Here is a 16,023-nt window from a genome sequence, read left to right on the forward strand (position 1 = left end):
ATTTAGCGGGGCGTTTTTTCCTACAGTGATTGATTGGATCATCTTTCTGCCAGCCTGCTTTGCGCTGAATCTTGCCTGTGGGCCGAGCAATCTGTTGGCAATGACCAATGGTGCCAGATCGGGCATTGGATTTGCTCAGAAAGCAGCAACCGGCAGGCTGATGGTTTTTGTTCCCATGATTGCAATTAGCGCTTTGGGGTTTGGGCTCATTCTCACGGCCTCACCCTTCGTGTTTGGCATCAGCAAACTGATCGGCGCGGCCTACATCATCTGGCTTGGCATCTCACTTTGGCGAAGCGCAAGTACCATCAACCCAGATGAATTTCTGGGTGAAACGTCTTCAATGGGAAGTGCATTCAGGGCAGAAGCTTTGGTGGCCCTCAGCAATCCCAAAGCGATTTTGACATTTGCTGCATTCTTTCCACAGTTCGTCGCTGTTGAAGCCTACTGGCAAAGCTATGCACTGCTTGGGGTTGCGTTTCTTGTCATGGAAGCGGTCGCGATCCTGGCATACGCATCTGGCGGCCAGCTTGCATCGACCTTTGCCGCCAGCAAAATCCCAACACTCCAGCGCATATCAGCGGCCGTGATGTGTGTGTTTGGCGCTTTGATCCTGGTTACCCCGCAACCAATCGCGCCATAACCTCGCCCCTCCTACTGAAGCAACGCGGCGCGGCAAACCAAAAGGATTTGCCAAAACATTATTATTTCGCCAAAACCGTAGTATTGTAAGATATCATACACCGCGCGCACAAGGAGGCCCCATGCTGAAACAGCTCAGAAACACAGCCTTGACCGTTGCAGCGCTCACAGCAGCCAGTCTCACTGCCGCACCGCAACGCGCCGAAGCACAAACCTATCAAATCGATTGCGCAATCCTCTTGTGCTTGTCCGGAGGGTGGCCCGCATCGGTCCCTTGCACAAGAGCACGCGCTGAGTTCATCCGTCGCATCACTCCCTGGCCCGTGGAGCCTCCACTGCAAATTTGGCGGTGCCCCATGGGTGCAGCTTACACTGTTGATCCCAACACACTGACCAGCGAACGGATTTATGAAATTCTGTTTGAGCTAGAACAACGTGCCCCTCTGCAGTCCTTCCCTGTGGATGAGGCAGGCACCCCTGTCACTGGCATTGATGGCCGGTTGGCCGGGGCCCCTGCCCCGACATTCCAAGCGCCCCCACTCACGGACGGCTTGGAGCCGCAACGCGCTGTCGTTCGCTTGTCGGGCGGCGACGCGGCTCCACTGCCGGAGGGCTTTGCCCTTCAGCTTGTTCAGGATCGTGCAGACATCGATATCAGCGGCGCAGAGTTCAATTTTGTGCGCAGCATCCGCGTCTTTGATGCACGATATGTCCGCCAACATGAATCTGGGCGTGACGGTGACTGCAACCGCTATGCCACGATCTATCTCGGCACCTACGGCACACAGGGCGATTTCTCATGGCGCCGGTCATCAGTTGGCGCTTTGCCGGAGGCGCATGTCGGAACAGAACGTTACGGCGATACTTGTCCAAGCATTTTTCACCGGTCGGTTTTCGTCGAATGGCGTGATTATGAAGGGAATTACGGTTACGAGCAGGTGAGCTACTAGATGTGGTGGCCCTGATCCGCGACAAAACCGTATTTACGGCAGGCAGCTAGAAATAGTATGCCTGTTGTACAAAACAAGAATCGAAAGGGGGCAGCGAGCAGCAGCTGAAAAAGCAAACCCCCCGCAAGGCGGTGAACCTTCCGGGGGAGCTGTGCATCAGAGCGCCAACTCTGAGATCTCTTAGAACAAGATTAGCATAGCACCCTCTGAATCATGCAGGCAAGAAAAAACGCATTTGTGCGCCCAGAGAAGTTTTGCCTGCCGCTGTCTTGTCCAACGAGCAGACGAGAGGACAAGAACATGAGAACAGAACTGTTCCCTTCCCTTCCACAGGGATTTTCGAGACGCGACGTGATCGCGCTAATGGCCGATATCGGCCGCGACATTGGCCTAGGCCCAAGACTGACAGACATTCTCACGCGGCTGATCGGGTGCACCGATCCCGACGCGTGGATCGACCCAACAAAGGAGCCGATTTTCTACGGGCGCCAAGAGAGCTTCGCCCAGAAGCTAGGCATCTCAACCCGTCAGCTCCGCACACATGAAAAGACTTTACTGAAGCATGGTCTCATGGAACGCCGCACCGCGGTCAACGGAAGCCGGCACGGCAGCACTGGCCTCGGTCTCGTCCTGACCCCACTCATCGAGATGTTCACCCAGCTTCTTGAGGTGCGCGAAGCACGCAATGCCCGCTATGCCCGGATGAAGACCCTGAAAGCCACACGCAGCGTCCGGTGGGCCACATTCCGCGACGAGCTGGCGCGCTTGTCAGCAGAAGATCTGCTTTCTGACGACGTTCAGGAGATGATTGCAGAACGCGAGACCTGGCCCCGCACCGACACGCTCCTAAGCATGGGCGAAGCCCGGCTTTCTCAGCACATCGACGCCGCCACTGAGCTGTGCATAAGACTCAGCAATTGGATTGAAACTGTCTAGGCCCCTCATACAGTACCACTAATTTGGCGTTTCTCTAATAAGGTTTCTGGTACTGGCGGGCGCATGCCTAGGGCATGATGTGGCCGGATTTGGTTGTATTGTCTGAGCCAGACATTGATGGCGACCTGGGCTTGTTTGGTGCTGTGGAACCATTCGGCGTTGAGCACTTCGCGACGGAGTGTTCCGTTGAAGCGCTCGTTGTAGCCGTTTTCCCAGGGTGATCCTGGGTAGATCTGCATCGGTTGGATGCCAACGCGTCTGAGCCAATCCTGAAGCGGTGCAGCGATGAACTCCGGGCCATTGTCTGAACGGATGACCTCTGGCTTGCCATGCTTCATCAGCAGCCGGTGCAGAACATCCAGAACATCATTTCATTCATCTTGGGTCGCACCGCCACGCAGAGCGCCTCACGGGTGTATTCATCGAGCACCGTGAGCATCTTGTAGGGTCGTCCATTGCTCAGTTTGTCATGTACAAAATCAATCGCCCAGACATGGTTGGGGTGCGTGGGCCTCAGCCTGATGACAGAGCTGTCCTTATGATAGAGCCGCCGTCGCTTCTTGTGCCGATGGGGCAGCTGCAAGCCTTCTTCACCCCATAAACGCTCAACCTTCTTGTGATTGACCTGCCAGCCTTCCATGCGCAGCAGGGCAGTCACCTTCCGATACCCATATCGCCCATATTGCTTGGCCAGCCGGATCATCGCCAAGCGCATGGCATCGTCATTCTGAGGTTTGGCCTGATATCGCAGGCTGGACCGTGCCACGCCAAGCACAGCGCAGGTTCGACGTTCCGATATGTCCAGCTTTTGGCGGGTGTGAATGACCGCCTGACGAAGCTCAGCCCGCGTCAGGCCTTGGGCTTTAAATGATCCAGGCTCTCCTTCAGGATCAGCTTGTCGAGCTGCAGGTCAGCGACAATCTTCTTGAGTCGCTCATTCTCTTTCTGCAACGCTCGCATCTCTGACAGTTGAGGCCGACCCATCCCACCAAACTTCTTACGCCAGTAGTAACATGTCTTGTCCGAGATTCCTGCTTTCCGACACGCGCTCACAACATCCATGCCATCATGCAAATGCACGTCAATCTCGCGCAATATCTTCAGCGCATCCTCATCCGAATACCGCTTCCGAGCCATCTTCCATCCCTCCTGTGACACACAAATAGTGGCACAGTTTTACGGGGCTAAGACAGTCGCCGCTATCGCTCGTGCCTTCGCGGTCAATGAAATGCACGTCTACCGCCGCCTTGCCTTGGCGCATTTGCCGGAGCCGGTGCTGGACGCCCTTGCGGCCAATGAAATCAGCCTTTCGAACGCCGCCGCCTTTACAGTCGGTAATGACGAGAAGGTCATGCTCGAAGTGCTGGAACAGGCGCTGGTTGGCAACTACAGCGACCATCACATCAAGCAGGCCCTCAAACCGGATTCCCTGCGCAACACCGACCAGCGCGTGATTTATGTCACCGAGGCAGGCTATGACGAGGCTGTGCGAGGTGAATTGGTCCGGTTCCTTGCCGCTCAATTCAAAGAGGGCGACGAGAAGCTGACTGCGCTGGTGGCGAAGGCCACGAAGCCCAAAACCCGCGAGGTTTGGACGCCGACAGCCGCCAATTTCTTTGGCCGCGTGGGCGGTCCCTACATGGTCGAGATTTGGCGCGATCTTCTCGAGCTGGCCGAGAATCACCCGACCGTCACGACCTTTGCAAAGCTGAAAAAGGGCGAGAAGGCCAAGAAGCTGGAAGACCTGTTCAGGCAATCCGACTTGCGCAGCGCCCTTGGCGTGACCGAGGCCCAAGCGGCCAAGATCGACGCATGGCTTCCCGAAGGCATGGAGTGAGAACAGAGGCAGGGCGTTCGCGCCCTGCCCCATTCCCGACATGAGAGCAAAAATGACCGCTTCAATCCTCGAAATGACAGTCTCACGCGGGAAACTCTGGGGCGCTACCTATACATGGTCAGAGGCCATCAAGAACCATGCTGAGGCATCGCATGATGGGTGCTGCCGCTTCATCGTAACGAAGAACGGGATTTGGCTGGAAGGCGATGACAGACATCGCAGCTATCGCACGAAGCTGCCGAAAGGGGCTGAGAGCCACGCGCGCGCCTGTATTGCCGATGAAAAGCTTGTTCAAAGCAGGCGCGACCCGCGCCTTTGGGTCGGCGCGCGTTACACGTGAGGGTCAGGGAAATGCGGTTCAAGAGAACACCCACATTCGCGTTTACGGACACGCCACGCAAACGCGCCGCCCTTCGGCGCAAGCAACAACGGGAGCGGGACGCCCTGCCGCTCTTTGCCGCGCAGGTTGCGGAGGAGCAGCCAAGCTAGGACGAGGAAATGGCCCGCCGGGCCATCTTGTCCGACACGCAGGAGGCTCGGTGGCGTGCGGATCGTGCCGCCGCGTGGCGCAAAGCCCGCCGCATGATCGACAGCCTCCCCGCCGAGGAAGGCTGCGCGATCCGGCGCGTCTGGGACTGCGCCCCCTAGCAACGTGCGGGAGTGGTGCGATTGCGGCTATGTGCTGAACGGGCGGCGGCTTTCGCACAAGCGCAACTGCGATCTGGAAACTCACGGCATGTGTATGCCACTCGATCTGATCTATCGCGAGACCGAGCTTGAAGCGGTCGATCTGGCGCTCTGGTTCTACCGGCATGGTCCCATTGGCATCCGTCGTCCGCAGCGCGGACATCGAGGCGATCACCCGTCTACGCCGATCTTTCAGGCACTCATGAACCGGCGTGCAGCCCTGGCGCGAAGCCAGGACGACATCCCCGAAGGCGACAACTGGCGCGCTGCTCATGACAACACCAACTGAGAGTTTCCAATACTTGTGGTTAGGATCAACTTGGCCCCGCTTCGGCGGGGTCTTTTTTTTGAGAGGCCGTGAAGTTTGACCCCTATGTTCACGTAGATTGCCTATTCCGGCAGGATCTCCGACCCTTTCGGGTGAAGCAGCCCTTCATTCAGCACACGGCGAAATAGGAAAAAGAGCCCAATTTGACCGATGCTGCGCTTTGCTCCAATGTCCGCTTTACTGGCTACTGAACTCGCAACCAACCCTGATTTCAATCGTTGGAAACCTCGAAGAATGTATCATCAGATTTCAAAGGAAGACTTAGCGCTTAGGCTAAGCAAGCTACCAAGGTTTTCACTGGCTCAGCTTCCAACACCACTTCAGCAACTAACGAACTTTGGGACTACCTTTGGAGGACTTAACCTTTGGATGAAGCGGGATGACCTGTCTGGGCTGGAAGGTGGCGGAAACAAGACCCGAAAGCTCGAATTTGTTGTAGGCGACGCAGTCCAACAAGGTTGTGACATGTTGGTGACCGTTGGCGCAATTCAATCCAACCACACGCGGCAAACCGCTGCATCGGCTGCAAAAGCCAATCTGAAATGTGCACTGCTACATTGCGCTTGGACGAAAGACGCAGGACCACACTACCGCGAGATTGGAAATGTGTTGCTCAGTAGTCTTATGGGAGCTGAACTATATGTCGACGAAACCGAACGGCCTATCGAGGATCAGGGGCCGCTAGGTGCATTCATGGCGCATCTCACCGCGCAGGGTCATAGGCCTTACCTGATCCCGGGCGGTGCATCGGAGCACCCTTTGGGCAGCATGGGCTATATCAATTGCGCCTTGGAGATCGCAACGCAGACAGAGCAGTTAGGAATTGAATTTGACTATCTCGTTCACACAACCGGATCGAGCAGTACACAAGCGGGGTTGCTCGCAGGGTTCAAGGCCCTTGGTATCAAGACACACATCATCGGGGTTGCCGACGATGGTGAGACACAGATCAAAACCAAGCGCGTTCGTGAGTTGGCCAATGAAGCTTTGCAAACACTAGAATTGCCGGCCTTGGTCAACGCCGAGGATGTGGAGGTAATCGCCTCCAACGATGCTGACTATGGGTATGCGGATTCTGCAATCAAAGAGGGTATACGTTTGATGGCAGCTAAAGAAGGGATTATCGCGGATCCCGTCTATGAGGGACGGGCAATTCGAGGGGTGATCGACCTCCAAGCGTCAGCACGTTTCCCTCCTGATGCAAAAGTCTTGCTAATGCATCTAGGAGGTTCACCGGCAATTCATGCCTATGCCGGGCAGTTCGATACTGTGGAACTGACGCCATTCAGTGGTGACTGACAGAAGCAGAGCGACACTTGGGTCAAACTGGACAAGCGGACGTTGGATAACTTGCGTAATATGTCTGGTTTGTTCCGCAAAGCGGTCGCGTGTTTGCAGTCGCAATGAATGTCTGCTTCGGTGATCTGAGGTTGTACCGATCGATCGTTCTTTGCCCATGAACGCCGACTTCGACTTGTTACAGGTTGCTCATAGTGCCGGAGTTGCAAGGCATTCTTTTTGCAGGGCCTGCCCTGAACACTAAGGGCGGTTGCCAGAATTGTCCCCTGCCCTTCGGGCATTCCACGCGTAACATAATTCAGGCCTCTGCCCTTCTCCGCTCCGCCTTCGGTGTGTTCAGGCCGTAGGCCTTTGCACTCTAACCATCATTGCAGCACTAAATGAAGGAGCACAGCAATGACCACCAACTGCATCAAATTCGAAGGTGCCGATATCAAGGCCGCCGGGGGTTTCGGTTCGATCTCCACCCTCACCGTCGGCATCGACATCATCGTCGAGCCTGTTGCCAGCGTCAATCCCATGGCTCCTACGCACCGCTTTTTCGGTCGTTCGCTACGTGGCCGATTGTTCGAAAGTGGCGGTATCTGGAAGAAGCGTCATCGTGAAAGCGGTGCTGACTATTTCACGCTGATAATCCGCGATTACAGCTTCAACGCCGATCCCGGCAATGTTGCGAATCAGGAAGATGCCGTGCTTCAGGCAATGATTCTCTTGGGGGTCGAAAGAAGTCTGAGCACAGTTCCCGGCGGGGCAATCTGCCTCGCTGGGGGGTTTACAGCTGTAAACTTGCATGGTTTGATGGACAGCGAATATAGTCCAATCTGCCAACTTAGACACTAAATAGGCGAAAATTCTTGACTTAAGTGGGTGAATCACACCTTTTATCCCCAAGTGGCGCGTAAAAAGCCACATGTTTGAATTTGGGGCAACCACATGATTCCAGTGACACCGCTTAATACCGAAAGACCATCAGCCCTCGCAACCGAAATTTCCGAACGGCTGAACGCAGCGATCAGAGAACACCTTCTTGCAGCTTTCGCACCAGACAACACCAAGTCGTTGCGTGCCTTCTCCGCTCCGGAGGTCGCTGAGTTGTTGGGAGTATCTGGCCAGTTCATGCGCAAAGTGCACGCCGAGGGAACGGTTCCTGAGCCAAGCGACATCCGTGGTGGCCGCCGGTATTACTTCGCCCAAGAGATTTGGAACGCCCGAGAGATCCTTGAGCGCTCGTCTCGTACGAAAGGCCGGTACGTGCCCTGCCGTTCCCCTGCAGAGAAGCTCCAGGTTTGGCAGCTGATGAATTTCAAAGGAGGCAGCAGTAAAAGTACCACGACCATTCACCTTGCCCATTTTTTTGCGCTACGTGGCTACAGGGTACTCGCTGTGGACCTTGACCCGCAAGGCTCGCTTACATCAATGTGCGGGATTAGTCCGGAGATCGAGTTTGATGGTCTGACGATCTACGATGCAATTCGTTATGATGATCCGGTGGACATGGCGGAGGTCGTGCAGCCAACCTATTTCCCGGGGCTATCAATCGCTCCGTCGCGGCTGATCCTTTCCGAGTTTGAAACGGAATCTGCGGTTCATTCGAACCCGGACCACCCTTTTTTCACACGTATTCGGAATGCACTTGCTCAGGTAGAAGGCGATTTTGATTTGGTTCTCGTGGATAGTCCGCCGCAGCTTGGTTTCCTGACAATTGCAGGTATGGCGGCAGCGAGTTCGCTGCTTGTGCCCCTCACCCCATCCATGTTGGACGTGTCGTCCACAGCTCAGTTTCTCGAACTTGCGGGAGCCTACATGGGGGTGATCGAAGACGCGGGTGCTAGCCTGCAATATGATCACTTCAAGTTTTTGATCACCCGTGACGAACCAACCGATGTACCTTCGCAGCAGCTCACATCCTTCATGCGCGCCTTATTCCAAGATCGGGTTATGTCAGCGACGGCGTTGAAGAGCACAGCAATCAGCGATGCTACGATGCTCAAGCAGTCGATCTATGAGGTCGTTCGTTCCGAGATGACGCGAGCGACATACGATCGTGCCAAGGGTTCTATGGATGCCGTTGGAGAAGAAGTCGAGATCATGATCCATCAAGCATGGGGACGTTCATAATGGCCAGGAAATCACTCCAAGAAATGTCCGGCATCGCTAGTACGATTGCGCGGTCCGGCGCAAAGCCAGCGGACAAAATAGCAAAGACAAGTGCTCCGGCTCTTGGTGCGCTGCAGGGGTCACTTGCCGCAATTCGTGAAATTGATCCGGATCTCATAGATGATTGGGGGCCTATCGACCGGCTCAACGAGTTTACAGTTGTAAACTCTGAGGATGACGGCGAAGGTTTTGATGCTCTCAAGAACAGCATTCAGGAAGGTGGACAACAGGTCCCAATCCTTGTTCGAAAAGCGAAGTCTGAGGGCCGATATGAGGCTATCTATGGTCGACGGCGACTAAGAGCCTGTCGGGAACTTGGCATCAAAGTTCGCGCCAATGTTCAAGACATAGATGACCAAACTGCGCTGCTCGCAAAAGGTTTAGAAAACGCCGCTCGCCGCAACCTTTCGTTCTACGAAAAAGCGCGATTTGCAGAGGCAATCCTTGAGGCTGGTCACGCTACCCCTATGGTGCGGCAGGTTTTGAGCCTATCCGCCTCGGGTCTCTCGCATTTGATGAAAGTGATTCAAAACGTACCGGTCAAAGTAGGTGATCTTATCGGGGCTGCTCCGAAATCTGGTAGACCCAAATGGACCGCACTTGCGGAGTTTTTCATCTCAAAAAACTCACAGAGAAGGCAGCCATTTCCATTCTGCAGAAGTGCGGAAAGGAAGTCAGTTCTGATGATCGACTGGATTTGGTGTTGAAAGAAGCTTCCAAGCGAGGTGCGAGGCAAGGCAGTGGCTCCTCGGAGGTGACACCGGTTGAGGGTGTGACGATCAAGACACGACGCGGATCGATATCGATGTTGGCCAAGAAATCGGGTGCTAACGCGAAGTTTGCGGAATGGCTCGACGACAACCTGGCTGAAATCATGAAGAAATCCTACGCCGAGTTTACAGCTGTAAACCGGACGGATGAGAACTGAGGACGAGCAGAAAGGAGGAAGGCGAGCAAAGAAAACCCCCGAAACCGGAGCTTCGAGGGCTGCTGCGCAGAGCGCAATTCTTAGATTAGACACCTAGAATCTAGCAGTCACCGAATCATCACACAAGAGAAAACGCTCCTGAGCGAATAGGTTTTCTTTGTCTGCTGGCAAAAAATGAAAAAATTCAACGATGCTCCGCACGGAGCGACTGGGACAGGCATGCCTCAGAACGGGGAAGGTATGTCCAACATCAACCAATCTTCGGGATGGCGTAAAGCAACGGCCGGACTCGCCGTCGCTGAGCAACTTGCCCAAGCCGGTGAACGGGTAGCTGTACCCAAAACACAGGCCTTTGTGGCCGTGAAGCGCGTGGGCGCTCATATTGGCCTCAAGGCCGGCGACATGCTGCTTCTGGATACGCTTGGGGCCTTCACACAGGCCCAGGACTGGGAAGAGGGGCGTCGTCCGATCGTTTGGGCGTCCAATGCCTATCTGATGGAGCAAACAGGCTTCTCGCTCTCGGCGCTCAAACGCCACGCACGACGCCTGGCCGAGATCGGCGTGATCTCCTTCAAGGACAGCCCCAATGGCAAACGCTGGGGCCGCCGGGACGCGGACGGCGTGATCATCGAGGCCTATGGCTTCGATCTGTCGCCGCTATCGGCTCGCGTCGAAGAGTTCGAGCAGCTCCAAGCCGAATTGCAGGCCGAGCGTGAGCTCTGCCAGCGCCTGAAGCGCCAGGTCACGGTTGCGCGCCGGATGATCCGCGCGCGGATCGAGTCAGCCGTCAGCGGCGCGCTGAGAGGTCCGTGGGCGCAGTTCACCGACCACTTCGAAGAGCTCCTGGACCGCCTGCCACGCCGCATTGTGGCCTCTGAGACGCTCGAACGCCTCCTGGCCTGGTTTAGGGAACTCCAAGAACGCGTCGAGGCGGCTTACCTCAAGGCAACGCGGGCAAATGTGGTTGTGGAAAACGCGGCTGAAACCAGCGAACAAGTTACTGAACAGACTCAAGAAATGAACCCCAGGGAGGACATTTCTGACCCTCATATACTAATTACAAACCAACTTAATCCTGTAACCTGTAAATGCTCTAAAAAAGAGAACGCGGCGGGCGTAGTGCCCAATGCGATACCGGAAGAGCAAGTGGATAGGGAGTTGGAAGATTGGGTGGACGAAACCCGCAAGAAACGCGGTGCAGCGCTTGATTTGCCGACAGTGATGCAGGCTTGTCCCGAATTCGCGACTTGGGCACGCAACATGGGCGGGTATTTGAAGGATTGGGGCGATCTGCACCGGGTTGCCGTGCAGCTGAGACCGATGATTGGCGTCTCGGAGCATGCCTGGAACCTCGCGCAAGACAGACTTGGGCCTCAAATCGCCACGGCAGCGCTGGTTCTTACCTTCGACAAGCATTGCGCCGGTGAAGTGGCTTCTCCCGGCGGCTATCTGCGAGGGATTGTCCAAAAAGCCGGGGCAGGGGAGTTGCATCTTGAGCGCAGCTTCTATGGCAGGCTCAGCGGACAGGCGGCGTAATGGGGCAGCGGATCAGAGCCCCGCGGCCTTGGTCAGGTTCACCCGGAACCGGTCCCGGCGGCGCTGGTAGCGGCGGGTCATTTCCGCCGAGGCGTGCCCGAGCTGCTTCTGGACATAACGTTCGTCGGCTTCCGCTGAACTGGCCAGACCCGCGCGCAATGAGTGGCCGGAAAACTGCGCCAGGCGGTCTTTCTCGGGCAGCTCGGCGCGGATGCCGGATTTCAACACGGTGGTTTTGATGAGACGGGCGACATGTTTGTCCGATAGACGCGCTTCCAGGGCCATTTTGCCGTTGCGCGAGGTGCGCACGAAGACCGGCCCGAAGTCGATCTTCGCAAAGTGCAGCCATTGCTCGAGCGCATGGACCGGGCAGGTTTGTTCCGAGGATCCACGTCCGATTTCCACCTCGCGCCAACCGGTCTTTGCGTTCAGCGTCAGAACCGCGCCGTCGTCCAGGATTTCAATCCAGCCGCCAGAATCCGGGGTGTCGTCTTTCCCGACATCAAGGCTGACGATTTCGCTACGCCGCAGTCCGCCGGCATATCCGAGCAGCAGGATTGCCCGGTCCCTGAGTCCACGCAGATCGAAACCCAGGGTGGCGACCATGGCGAGGATATCCTCGGGCAGGATAGCCTCTTTCTGTACTGGCGGGCGCGCATGCTTGCGCTTGATTCCAGCCAGCACGGTGGCGATGTGGCGGTCCTTGCGATCGAGTGAAAACCCACGCTGCGCATAGTTCCAGGCTAGGCCGGACAGGCGGCGGTCTATGGTGCTCACTGAAAGGGCAGGGGATCCATTGGTCGGCGCGGCCAGGTCGGTCAGATAAAGTCCGATCATCTCCGGTGACGGGGGCAGGGGATCCGTTCCCTTCAGCCTGCACCAGCGTGCGAAGTGCTTCCAATCGGCGGCGTAGGCCTTATTGGTGTTCTCGGCCGTCGAGGCCACCGCGTAGTCCCGGGCGGTGTCTACCAGCCGATCGAGGTTGCCGGACCCTGCCACATGGGAAGGGAGAGTCAGAGTCTCGCCAGTAGGCGGGTCTCTCTCGTCGCTTTCGTTGGGTGGAGGCCCAGCTTTTGGCTCTGAGCGCGATTTCTCGATGTTTCCTGACATGTCGCTGAGTATATTCTTTAACGTCCGATAAGGCAAACTTATTGGACATAGCAGAACACTGCAGGGTGGGGCGGTTTATGCACTATATGGTAGGCAAAAGCGCCGTGACAGGATAGTGTTGTGGTATGACCTATCAGTCCACGACCATCTCTAACGACTTAGATACCCTACCGAAGCTGCCTTCGTGGGTCACCTCCGGGCGTGCGGAAACCCTTGAAACTGTGGCTTTTCGGTCTGGCGCGGCGCTGACGGTGCTTGATCAGCTCGTAAGTGATCAACGTCATGGCGTGCCGGTCAAACTGCTCGCGAACCGGCTGGCCCTGAGCGCGGCGACGGCGACGTCAAAACTGGAAGGACGGCTGGCGCGAGAGGCGGATATTCGCGACGCCTACCACCTGACGCCGTCGGGCGAAGCGCGCGGCCCGGATGGCGATCTGTTGGCGTTCTGGCGCGAAGGTGCACGCTTGCGGGCAGGCGGGGCCGGAGAGACCGCCGACTTCGTTGATGCGGACTTCGCGGGCGAAGTGGACGTCTGGCTTGATGCGGGTTTAGAGCGGGCCAGGACCCATGGGCCGTTGGCCGGATGTGTGGCTGTTCTTCGTTTCGTTCTGGAGGCCGATGACCGAGCCGAGCGGGTTGCCTGTTTGTTGTCTGATATCGTCCTTGCACGTGCGCTGAACTGGAAAATCGTGTTGCCGATCACGGCACAGCACCTGACCAAGACGGCGCTGCGGGACCTGGTCGCAGAAGGGCAGGAGGCCGAGCTAGTGGCGCAGACACGGATCCTGGAGTCCATCGAAGAGAAGATCCGACTTGCGCGGGACCTAGCCCGTCGCGCCGAAGCGCTTCGTGCTGTGGCTCCAAAACTCCGGTCGAAAGGATCGGACGCTGCCGTCGACCTGTTCTTGGCCGAGGCTGCCGTGGCCCCGGCGTCGATGCTTTCACCGCATGTCCAAGGGACCACCATTCCGATGACCGACCGCGCGGCGCGGCGGTTCTGCGATCGGCTTGTCGAGCTCGGGGTTGCAAAAGAGCTGACCGGTCGCCCGACGTTCCGGCTCTACGGGATTGCGCCATGAGTGTTGCTGCCAAAAGGAAGTTTGCCGACGAAGACGCAGCGGTCTTCGACCGCGAACTCGACGAGCTGCCGCAGGATCTGCGCTGGCGCGAATGGATGGGGCGGATCGAGGCTGTGTTGTTTGCCAGCGCGACACCGGTGGGTCGCGACGACCTAGCGCGCGTGGTGGGGCACGGGGTCTCCGTCGAGATACTGATCGACGACATCCAGGCCGAACTCTCTGGGCGCCCATACGAGCTCGCCCAGGTAGCGGGCGGCTGGATGTTCCGCACCCGGACCCAGTTCGCCGATGCCATCAAGGCGGCCGCCGATCTTGGAGACCAGGCGCTCGCCTTCACAGAGATGGAGATGGGTGTGCTCTGCGCCATCGCCTACCACCAGCCGATTGACCGGGCGGGATTGAAGGACATCTTCGGCAAAGAGGTCAGTCGAGATCTGCTGGCACGGCTGCGCTACAAAGACTTGATCGCGAGCGGCCCACGTTCACCGCGGCCGGGCGCGCCGCATACCTTCGTGACGACGGAGACGTTTTTGGTGACGTTTGATTTGCAGACATTGCGCGACCTGCCAGAGTTGGATTTGGGTGTTGGAAACGCAGATGAGGCGACACAGACAGTTCAAGTCTGAAGCTCTTCGCTTTCAATTGGTCGGGCTTTGACTTTCAATCAGTCGGAGATGTGAGCAGGTTTTACGTGCAAATGCACAGCAGATTTTACGTGTGTTTGCACAACATAAAAAACGTGTATACAAACTACACACTTTACGTGTAAATGAACGAAAATGAATACGCGTGAATCACCGACAACTACTTTAGGAATGTGGCCCTCGTACAATGGCGTCCCCGAACGAAAAACTTGCAGCCTCGCTGGAACTTCTCAAGGAGCGACAAGCGGAACACGGCAACGTCCTGCGGAGCAGTGAGCTCAGCCGAACCCACAGAGAAAGGCTCAAGAAGAATGGCTTCCTGAGCGATGTCATTTTGGGTTGGCTGATCGTGACCCGACCACAGGACAAACCGCATGACTCAACCTTTTGGTACACATCGTTCTGGGATTTCTGCCGCCGGTACTGCCACGAACGCTATGGTCTGGAGTGGTGCTTCTCGTCTGAGCAATCTTTGCTTTTGCATGCCGAGAGTACGCACATTCCGAAGCAAGTGATCGTTTGGACACCCAAGGGGTCTGGCAACAACACGGTGCTGCCGTTCGACACCTCGCTGTACGACCTCAAGAAGGACCTGCCTCCGAAGAGTGACATCGCAACAAAAGACGGGCTGTTTGTTCTGTCCGTCGAAGCGGCACTGATCAACGCCCCCGAAGCATTCTACCGATCCTACGCAATGGAAGCGCAAATTGTCTTGAGCGGTTTGAAGAACACAGGTCCTCTGCTTGTCAAATTACTTGATGGTGGTCACGTTTTGGCGGCAGGGCGGATCGCGGGTGCTTTGCGTCGCGTGGGACGCGATAGTGAGGCTGACACCATTCTCAAGAAGATGAAGGCCGCTGACTATGATGTCCGGGAAAGGGATCCTTTCGCGGATGTTGCCCAAGTGATGCCTCTTGAGGTCGGCAGCTCACCACTCGCGGCTAGGATCAATGCGGCATGGGACACCCATCGCGATGCCATCGTGGAGATATTTCCGGACGAACCAGGTATGCCAGACGACAAGGATGCTTATCTTGCGAAGATCGACGACATCTATGTCAATGATGCCTATCACTCGCTGTCGATCGAAGGCTATTCCGTCACCGAGGAGTTGATCGAGCAAGTGCGGCAAGGGTCCTTTGACCCTCTTGGAAACGCGGAACACAGGAAGGATGTCGACGCGCTTGCCGCCAGCGGCTACTGGCAAGCCTTTCAAGCCGTCCGGGCTTCGATAGAGAAAATACTATATGGAGAACCGGCGGGGCAGGTGGTTAGACTGGATCATGACGCGTGGTTTGAAGAGCTGTTCCGCCCGTCTGTGACAGCTGGCATCTTGAAGGCAGGCGCATTGGCGGGCTACCGCAATCATCCCGTCTATTTACGGGGTTCGAGACACACGCCGCCGCGGGTAGAAGCGATTGCCGACGGTATGGCGACACTGTTCGAACGGCTCGAGAATGAGGATTCCGCAGCAGTTCGCGCCGTCCTGGGTCACTGGTTGCTTGGTTATGTCCACCCTTATCCTGACGGCAACGGACGGATGGCGCGGTTTTTGATGAACGCAATGTTCGCATCCGGCGGCTACTCTTGGACAGTCATCGATGTTGATCATCGAGCAGCATACATGTCGGCGCTGGAATGCGCGAGTGTTGGGGGAAACATCGTACCGTTCGCTCAGTTGGTTGAGGATCGGATGCGCTGGTCAGGATCGCTTGCAACGCATTAAAACTGACCGAAAGCTGGGGTTCGATGACGTTTTTCTCTGATGCAGGCGAAGCCTTTGACAAAACCAGATAGGGCTAATTGTCGTCCATTCACTACTCTTTGAAATATGAAAAGTGGGGTACGGTTTGAACCAATCGAGAACAGCATCTGTATCGACACTTGAAC

General features: G+C 56.5%; 20 protein-coding genes. 16 read left to right on the forward strand and 4 right to left on the reverse strand.

The genetic code is table 11. The features are described 5' to 3' along the window. Positions 1–25: 25 nt before the first annotated feature. The 3 genes from RZS32_RS18850 (at position 26) to RZS32_RS18860 (ending at position 2,528) form a co-directional block, all read left to right on the forward strand. Positions 26–643 (forward strand): LysE family translocator, encoded by a 618-nt coding sequence (locus RZS32_RS18850; protein ID WP_317054373.1) that lies wholly within the window; start codon positions 26–28, stop codon positions 641–643. A gap of 121 nt (positions 644–764) precedes the next feature. After that, positions 765–1,592: a hypothetical protein gene (locus RZS32_RS18855; RefSeq protein WP_317054372.1), complete on the forward strand. Its 828-nt coding sequence runs from the start codon at positions 765–767 to the stop codon at positions 1,590–1,592. Between the two features lie 300 nt (positions 1,593–1,892). Beyond that, entirely contained in the window at positions 1,893–2,528 is a 636-nt protein-coding gene (locus RZS32_RS18860) for a helix-turn-helix domain-containing protein (protein ID WP_317054371.1), read from the forward strand. A 5-nt stretch (positions 2,529–2,533) separates the two neighbouring features. Here the strand turns inward: RZS32_RS18860 and RZS32_RS18865 are convergent, their stop codons facing one another. From RZS32_RS18865 to RZS32_RS18875, 3 genes are all read right to left on the reverse strand, one after another. After that, entirely contained in the window at positions 2,534–2,866 is a 333-nt protein-coding gene (locus RZS32_RS18865; RefSeq protein ID WP_317054370.1) for an integrase core domain-containing protein, read from the reverse strand. Beyond that, the gene (locus tag RZS32_RS18870; RefSeq protein ID WP_317054369.1) at positions 2,866–3,294 is read right to left on the reverse strand and encodes an IS3 family transposase; all 429 of its coding nucleotides are present in this window, start codon (positions 3,292–3,294) and stop codon (positions 2,866–2,868) included. Before RZS32_RS18870 ends, RZS32_RS18865 begins: the two co-directional genes overlap by 1 nt. An 83-nt stretch (positions 3,295–3,377) precedes the next feature. Continuing rightward, a complete protein-coding gene (locus tag RZS32_RS18875; RefSeq protein WP_317054368.1) occupies positions 3,378–3,665 on the reverse strand; it encodes a transposase in 288 nt (95 codons plus the stop codon). Between the two features lie 28 nt (positions 3,666–3,693). Here RZS32_RS18875 and RZS32_RS18880 point away from each other — a divergent pair, with 28 nt between their 5' ends. The 10 genes from RZS32_RS18880 (at position 3,694) to repC (ending at position 11,300) form a co-directional block, all read left to right on the forward strand. After that, complete coding sequence (locus RZS32_RS18880) at positions 3,694–4,365, forward strand: hypothetical protein (RefSeq protein WP_339106921.1); 672 nt, start codon at positions 3,694–3,696, stop codon at positions 4,363–4,365. A 52-nt stretch (positions 4,366–4,417) separates the two neighbouring features. Then, entirely contained in the window at positions 4,418–4,705 is a 288-nt protein-coding gene (locus RZS32_RS18885) for a hypothetical protein (protein WP_317054366.1), read from the forward strand. A gap of 11 nt (positions 4,706–4,716) precedes the next feature. Beyond that, the gene (locus RZS32_RS18890; RefSeq protein ID WP_317054365.1) at positions 4,717–4,854 is read left to right on the forward strand and encodes a hypothetical protein; all 138 of its coding nucleotides are present in this window, start codon (positions 4,717–4,719) and stop codon (positions 4,852–4,854) included. 253 nt (positions 4,855–5,107) lie between these two features. Continuing rightward, positions 5,108–5,341, forward strand: a complete 234-nt coding sequence (locus RZS32_RS18895) for a hypothetical protein (RefSeq protein ID WP_339106922.1) — start codon at positions 5,108–5,110, stop codon at positions 5,339–5,341. 189 nt (positions 5,342–5,530) lie between these two features. Further along, a complete protein-coding gene (locus tag RZS32_RS18900) occupies positions 5,531–6,679 on the forward strand; it encodes a 1-aminocyclopropane-1-carboxylate deaminase/D-cysteine desulfhydrase (RefSeq protein WP_317054363.1) in 1,149 nt (382 codons plus the stop codon). 396 nt (positions 6,680–7,075) lie between these two features. Beyond that, the gene (locus tag RZS32_RS18905) at positions 7,076–7,519 is read left to right on the forward strand and encodes a DUF736 family protein (protein WP_317054362.1); all 444 of its coding nucleotides are present in this window, start codon (positions 7,076–7,078) and stop codon (positions 7,517–7,519) included. Positions 7,520–7,612: 93 nt separating this feature from the next. Beyond that, a complete protein-coding gene (gene repA, locus RZS32_RS18910; protein WP_317054361.1) occupies positions 7,613–8,797 on the forward strand; it encodes a plasmid partitioning protein RepA in 1,185 nt (394 codons plus the stop codon). Beyond that, positions 8,797–9,543, forward strand: coding sequence for a ParB/RepB/Spo0J family partition protein (locus RZS32_RS18915; protein ID WP_339106923.1), 747 nt, complete (start codon positions 8,797–8,799; stop codon positions 9,541–9,543). Before repA ends, RZS32_RS18915 begins: the two co-directional genes overlap by 1 nt. Continuing rightward, positions 9,540–9,764 carry a hypothetical protein gene (locus RZS32_RS18920; RefSeq protein ID WP_339106924.1) on the forward strand — a complete coding sequence of 75 codons (225 nt, stop codon included), beginning with the start codon at positions 9,540–9,542 and terminating at the stop codon, positions 9,762–9,764. The genes RZS32_RS18915 and RZS32_RS18920 overlap by 4 nt, the downstream gene beginning before the upstream one ends. Positions 9,765–10,004: 240 nt before the next feature. Next, complete coding sequence (gene repC, locus RZS32_RS18925) at positions 10,005–11,300, forward strand: plasmid replication protein RepC (RefSeq protein WP_317054359.1); 1,296 nt, start codon at positions 10,005–10,007, stop codon at positions 11,298–11,300. Between the two features lie 12 nt (positions 11,301–11,312). Here the strand turns inward: repC and RZS32_RS18930 are convergent, their stop codons facing one another. Further along, the gene (locus RZS32_RS18930) at positions 11,313–12,410 is read right to left on the reverse strand and encodes a tyrosine-type recombinase/integrase (RefSeq protein ID WP_317054358.1); all 1,098 of its coding nucleotides are present in this window, start codon (positions 12,408–12,410) and stop codon (positions 11,313–11,315) included. Between the two features lie 125 nt (positions 12,411–12,535). Between RZS32_RS18930 and RZS32_RS18935 the strand changes: the two genes are divergently transcribed. The 3 genes from RZS32_RS18935 to RZS32_RS18945 all read left to right on the forward strand — a co-directional run bounded on the left by RZS32_RS18935 (position 12,536) and on the right by RZS32_RS18945 (position 15,859). Next, positions 12,536–13,489, forward strand: a complete 954-nt coding sequence (locus tag RZS32_RS18935; RefSeq protein WP_317054357.1) for a DUF1403 family protein — start codon at positions 12,536–12,538, stop codon at positions 13,487–13,489. Then, a complete protein-coding gene (gene scpB, locus RZS32_RS18940) occupies positions 13,486–14,115 on the forward strand; it encodes an SMC-Scp complex subunit ScpB (RefSeq protein ID WP_317054356.1) in 630 nt (209 codons plus the stop codon). Before RZS32_RS18935 ends, scpB begins: the two co-directional genes overlap by 4 nt. 490 nt (positions 14,116–14,605) lie before the next feature. Continuing rightward, the gene (locus RZS32_RS18945; RefSeq protein WP_339106925.1) at positions 14,606–15,859 is read left to right on the forward strand and encodes a Fic family protein; all 1,254 of its coding nucleotides are present in this window, start codon (positions 14,606–14,608) and stop codon (positions 15,857–15,859) included. The last annotated feature ends 164 nt before the right edge of the window (positions 15,860–16,023 follow it).

This window comes from Roseovarius sp. W115 (assembly GCF_032842945.2).
Classification (GTDB): Bacteria; Pseudomonadota; Alphaproteobacteria; order Rhodobacterales; family Rhodobacteraceae; genus Roseovarius; species Roseovarius rhodophyticola.

What these genes read in the sequence shown, in the direction of transcription:
- RZS32_RS18900 (WP_317054363.1), top strand. Translation starts at nt 5,531, where the DNA reads ATGCTGCGCTTTGCTCCAATGTCCGCTTTACTGGCTACTGAACTCGCA.
- RZS32_RS18885 (WP_317054366.1), top strand. Translation starts at nt 4,418, where the DNA reads ATGACCGCTTCAATCCTCGAAATGACAGTCTCACGCGGGAAACTCTGG.
- repA (WP_317054361.1), top strand. Translation starts at nt 7,613, where the DNA reads ATGATTCCAGTGACACCGCTTAATACCGAAAGACCATCAGCCCTCGCA.
- repC (WP_317054359.1), top strand. Translation starts at nt 10,005, where the DNA reads ATGTCCAACATCAACCAATCTTCGGGATGGCGTAAAGCAACGGCCGGA.
- RZS32_RS18915 (WP_339106923.1), top strand. Translation starts at nt 8,797, where the DNA reads ATGGCCAGGAAATCACTCCAAGAAATGTCCGGCATCGCTAGTACGATT.
- RZS32_RS18930 (WP_317054358.1), bottom strand. Translation starts at nt 12,410, where the DNA reads ATGTCAGGAAACATCGAGAAATCGCGCTCAGAGCCAAAAGCTGGGCCT.
- RZS32_RS18860 (WP_317054371.1), top strand. Translation starts at nt 1,893, where the DNA reads ATGAGAACAGAACTGTTCCCTTCCCTTCCACAGGGATTTTCGAGACGC.
- RZS32_RS18855 (WP_317054372.1), top strand. Translation starts at nt 765, where the DNA reads ATGCTGAAACAGCTCAGAAACACAGCCTTGACCGTTGCAGCGCTCACA.
- RZS32_RS18865 (WP_317054370.1), bottom strand. Translation starts at nt 2,866, where the DNA reads ATGAAGCATGGCAAGCCAGAGGTCATCCGTTCAGACAATGGCCCGGAG.
- RZS32_RS18895 (WP_339106922.1), top strand. Translation starts at nt 5,108, where the DNA reads ATGCCACTCGATCTGATCTATCGCGAGACCGAGCTTGAAGCGGTCGAT.
- RZS32_RS18890 (WP_317054365.1), top strand. Translation starts at nt 4,717, where the DNA reads ATGCGGTTCAAGAGAACACCCACATTCGCGTTTACGGACACGCCACGC.
- scpB (WP_317054356.1), top strand. Translation starts at nt 13,486, where the DNA reads ATGAGTGTTGCTGCCAAAAGGAAGTTTGCCGACGAAGACGCAGCGGTC.
- RZS32_RS18935 (WP_317054357.1), top strand. Translation starts at nt 12,536, where the DNA reads ATGACCTATCAGTCCACGACCATCTCTAACGACTTAGATACCCTACCG.
- RZS32_RS18905 (WP_317054362.1), top strand. Translation starts at nt 7,076, where the DNA reads ATGACCACCAACTGCATCAAATTCGAAGGTGCCGATATCAAGGCCGCC.
- RZS32_RS18875 (WP_317054368.1), bottom strand. Translation starts at nt 3,665, where the DNA reads ATGGCTCGGAAGCGGTATTCGGATGAGGATGCGCTGAAGATATTGCGC.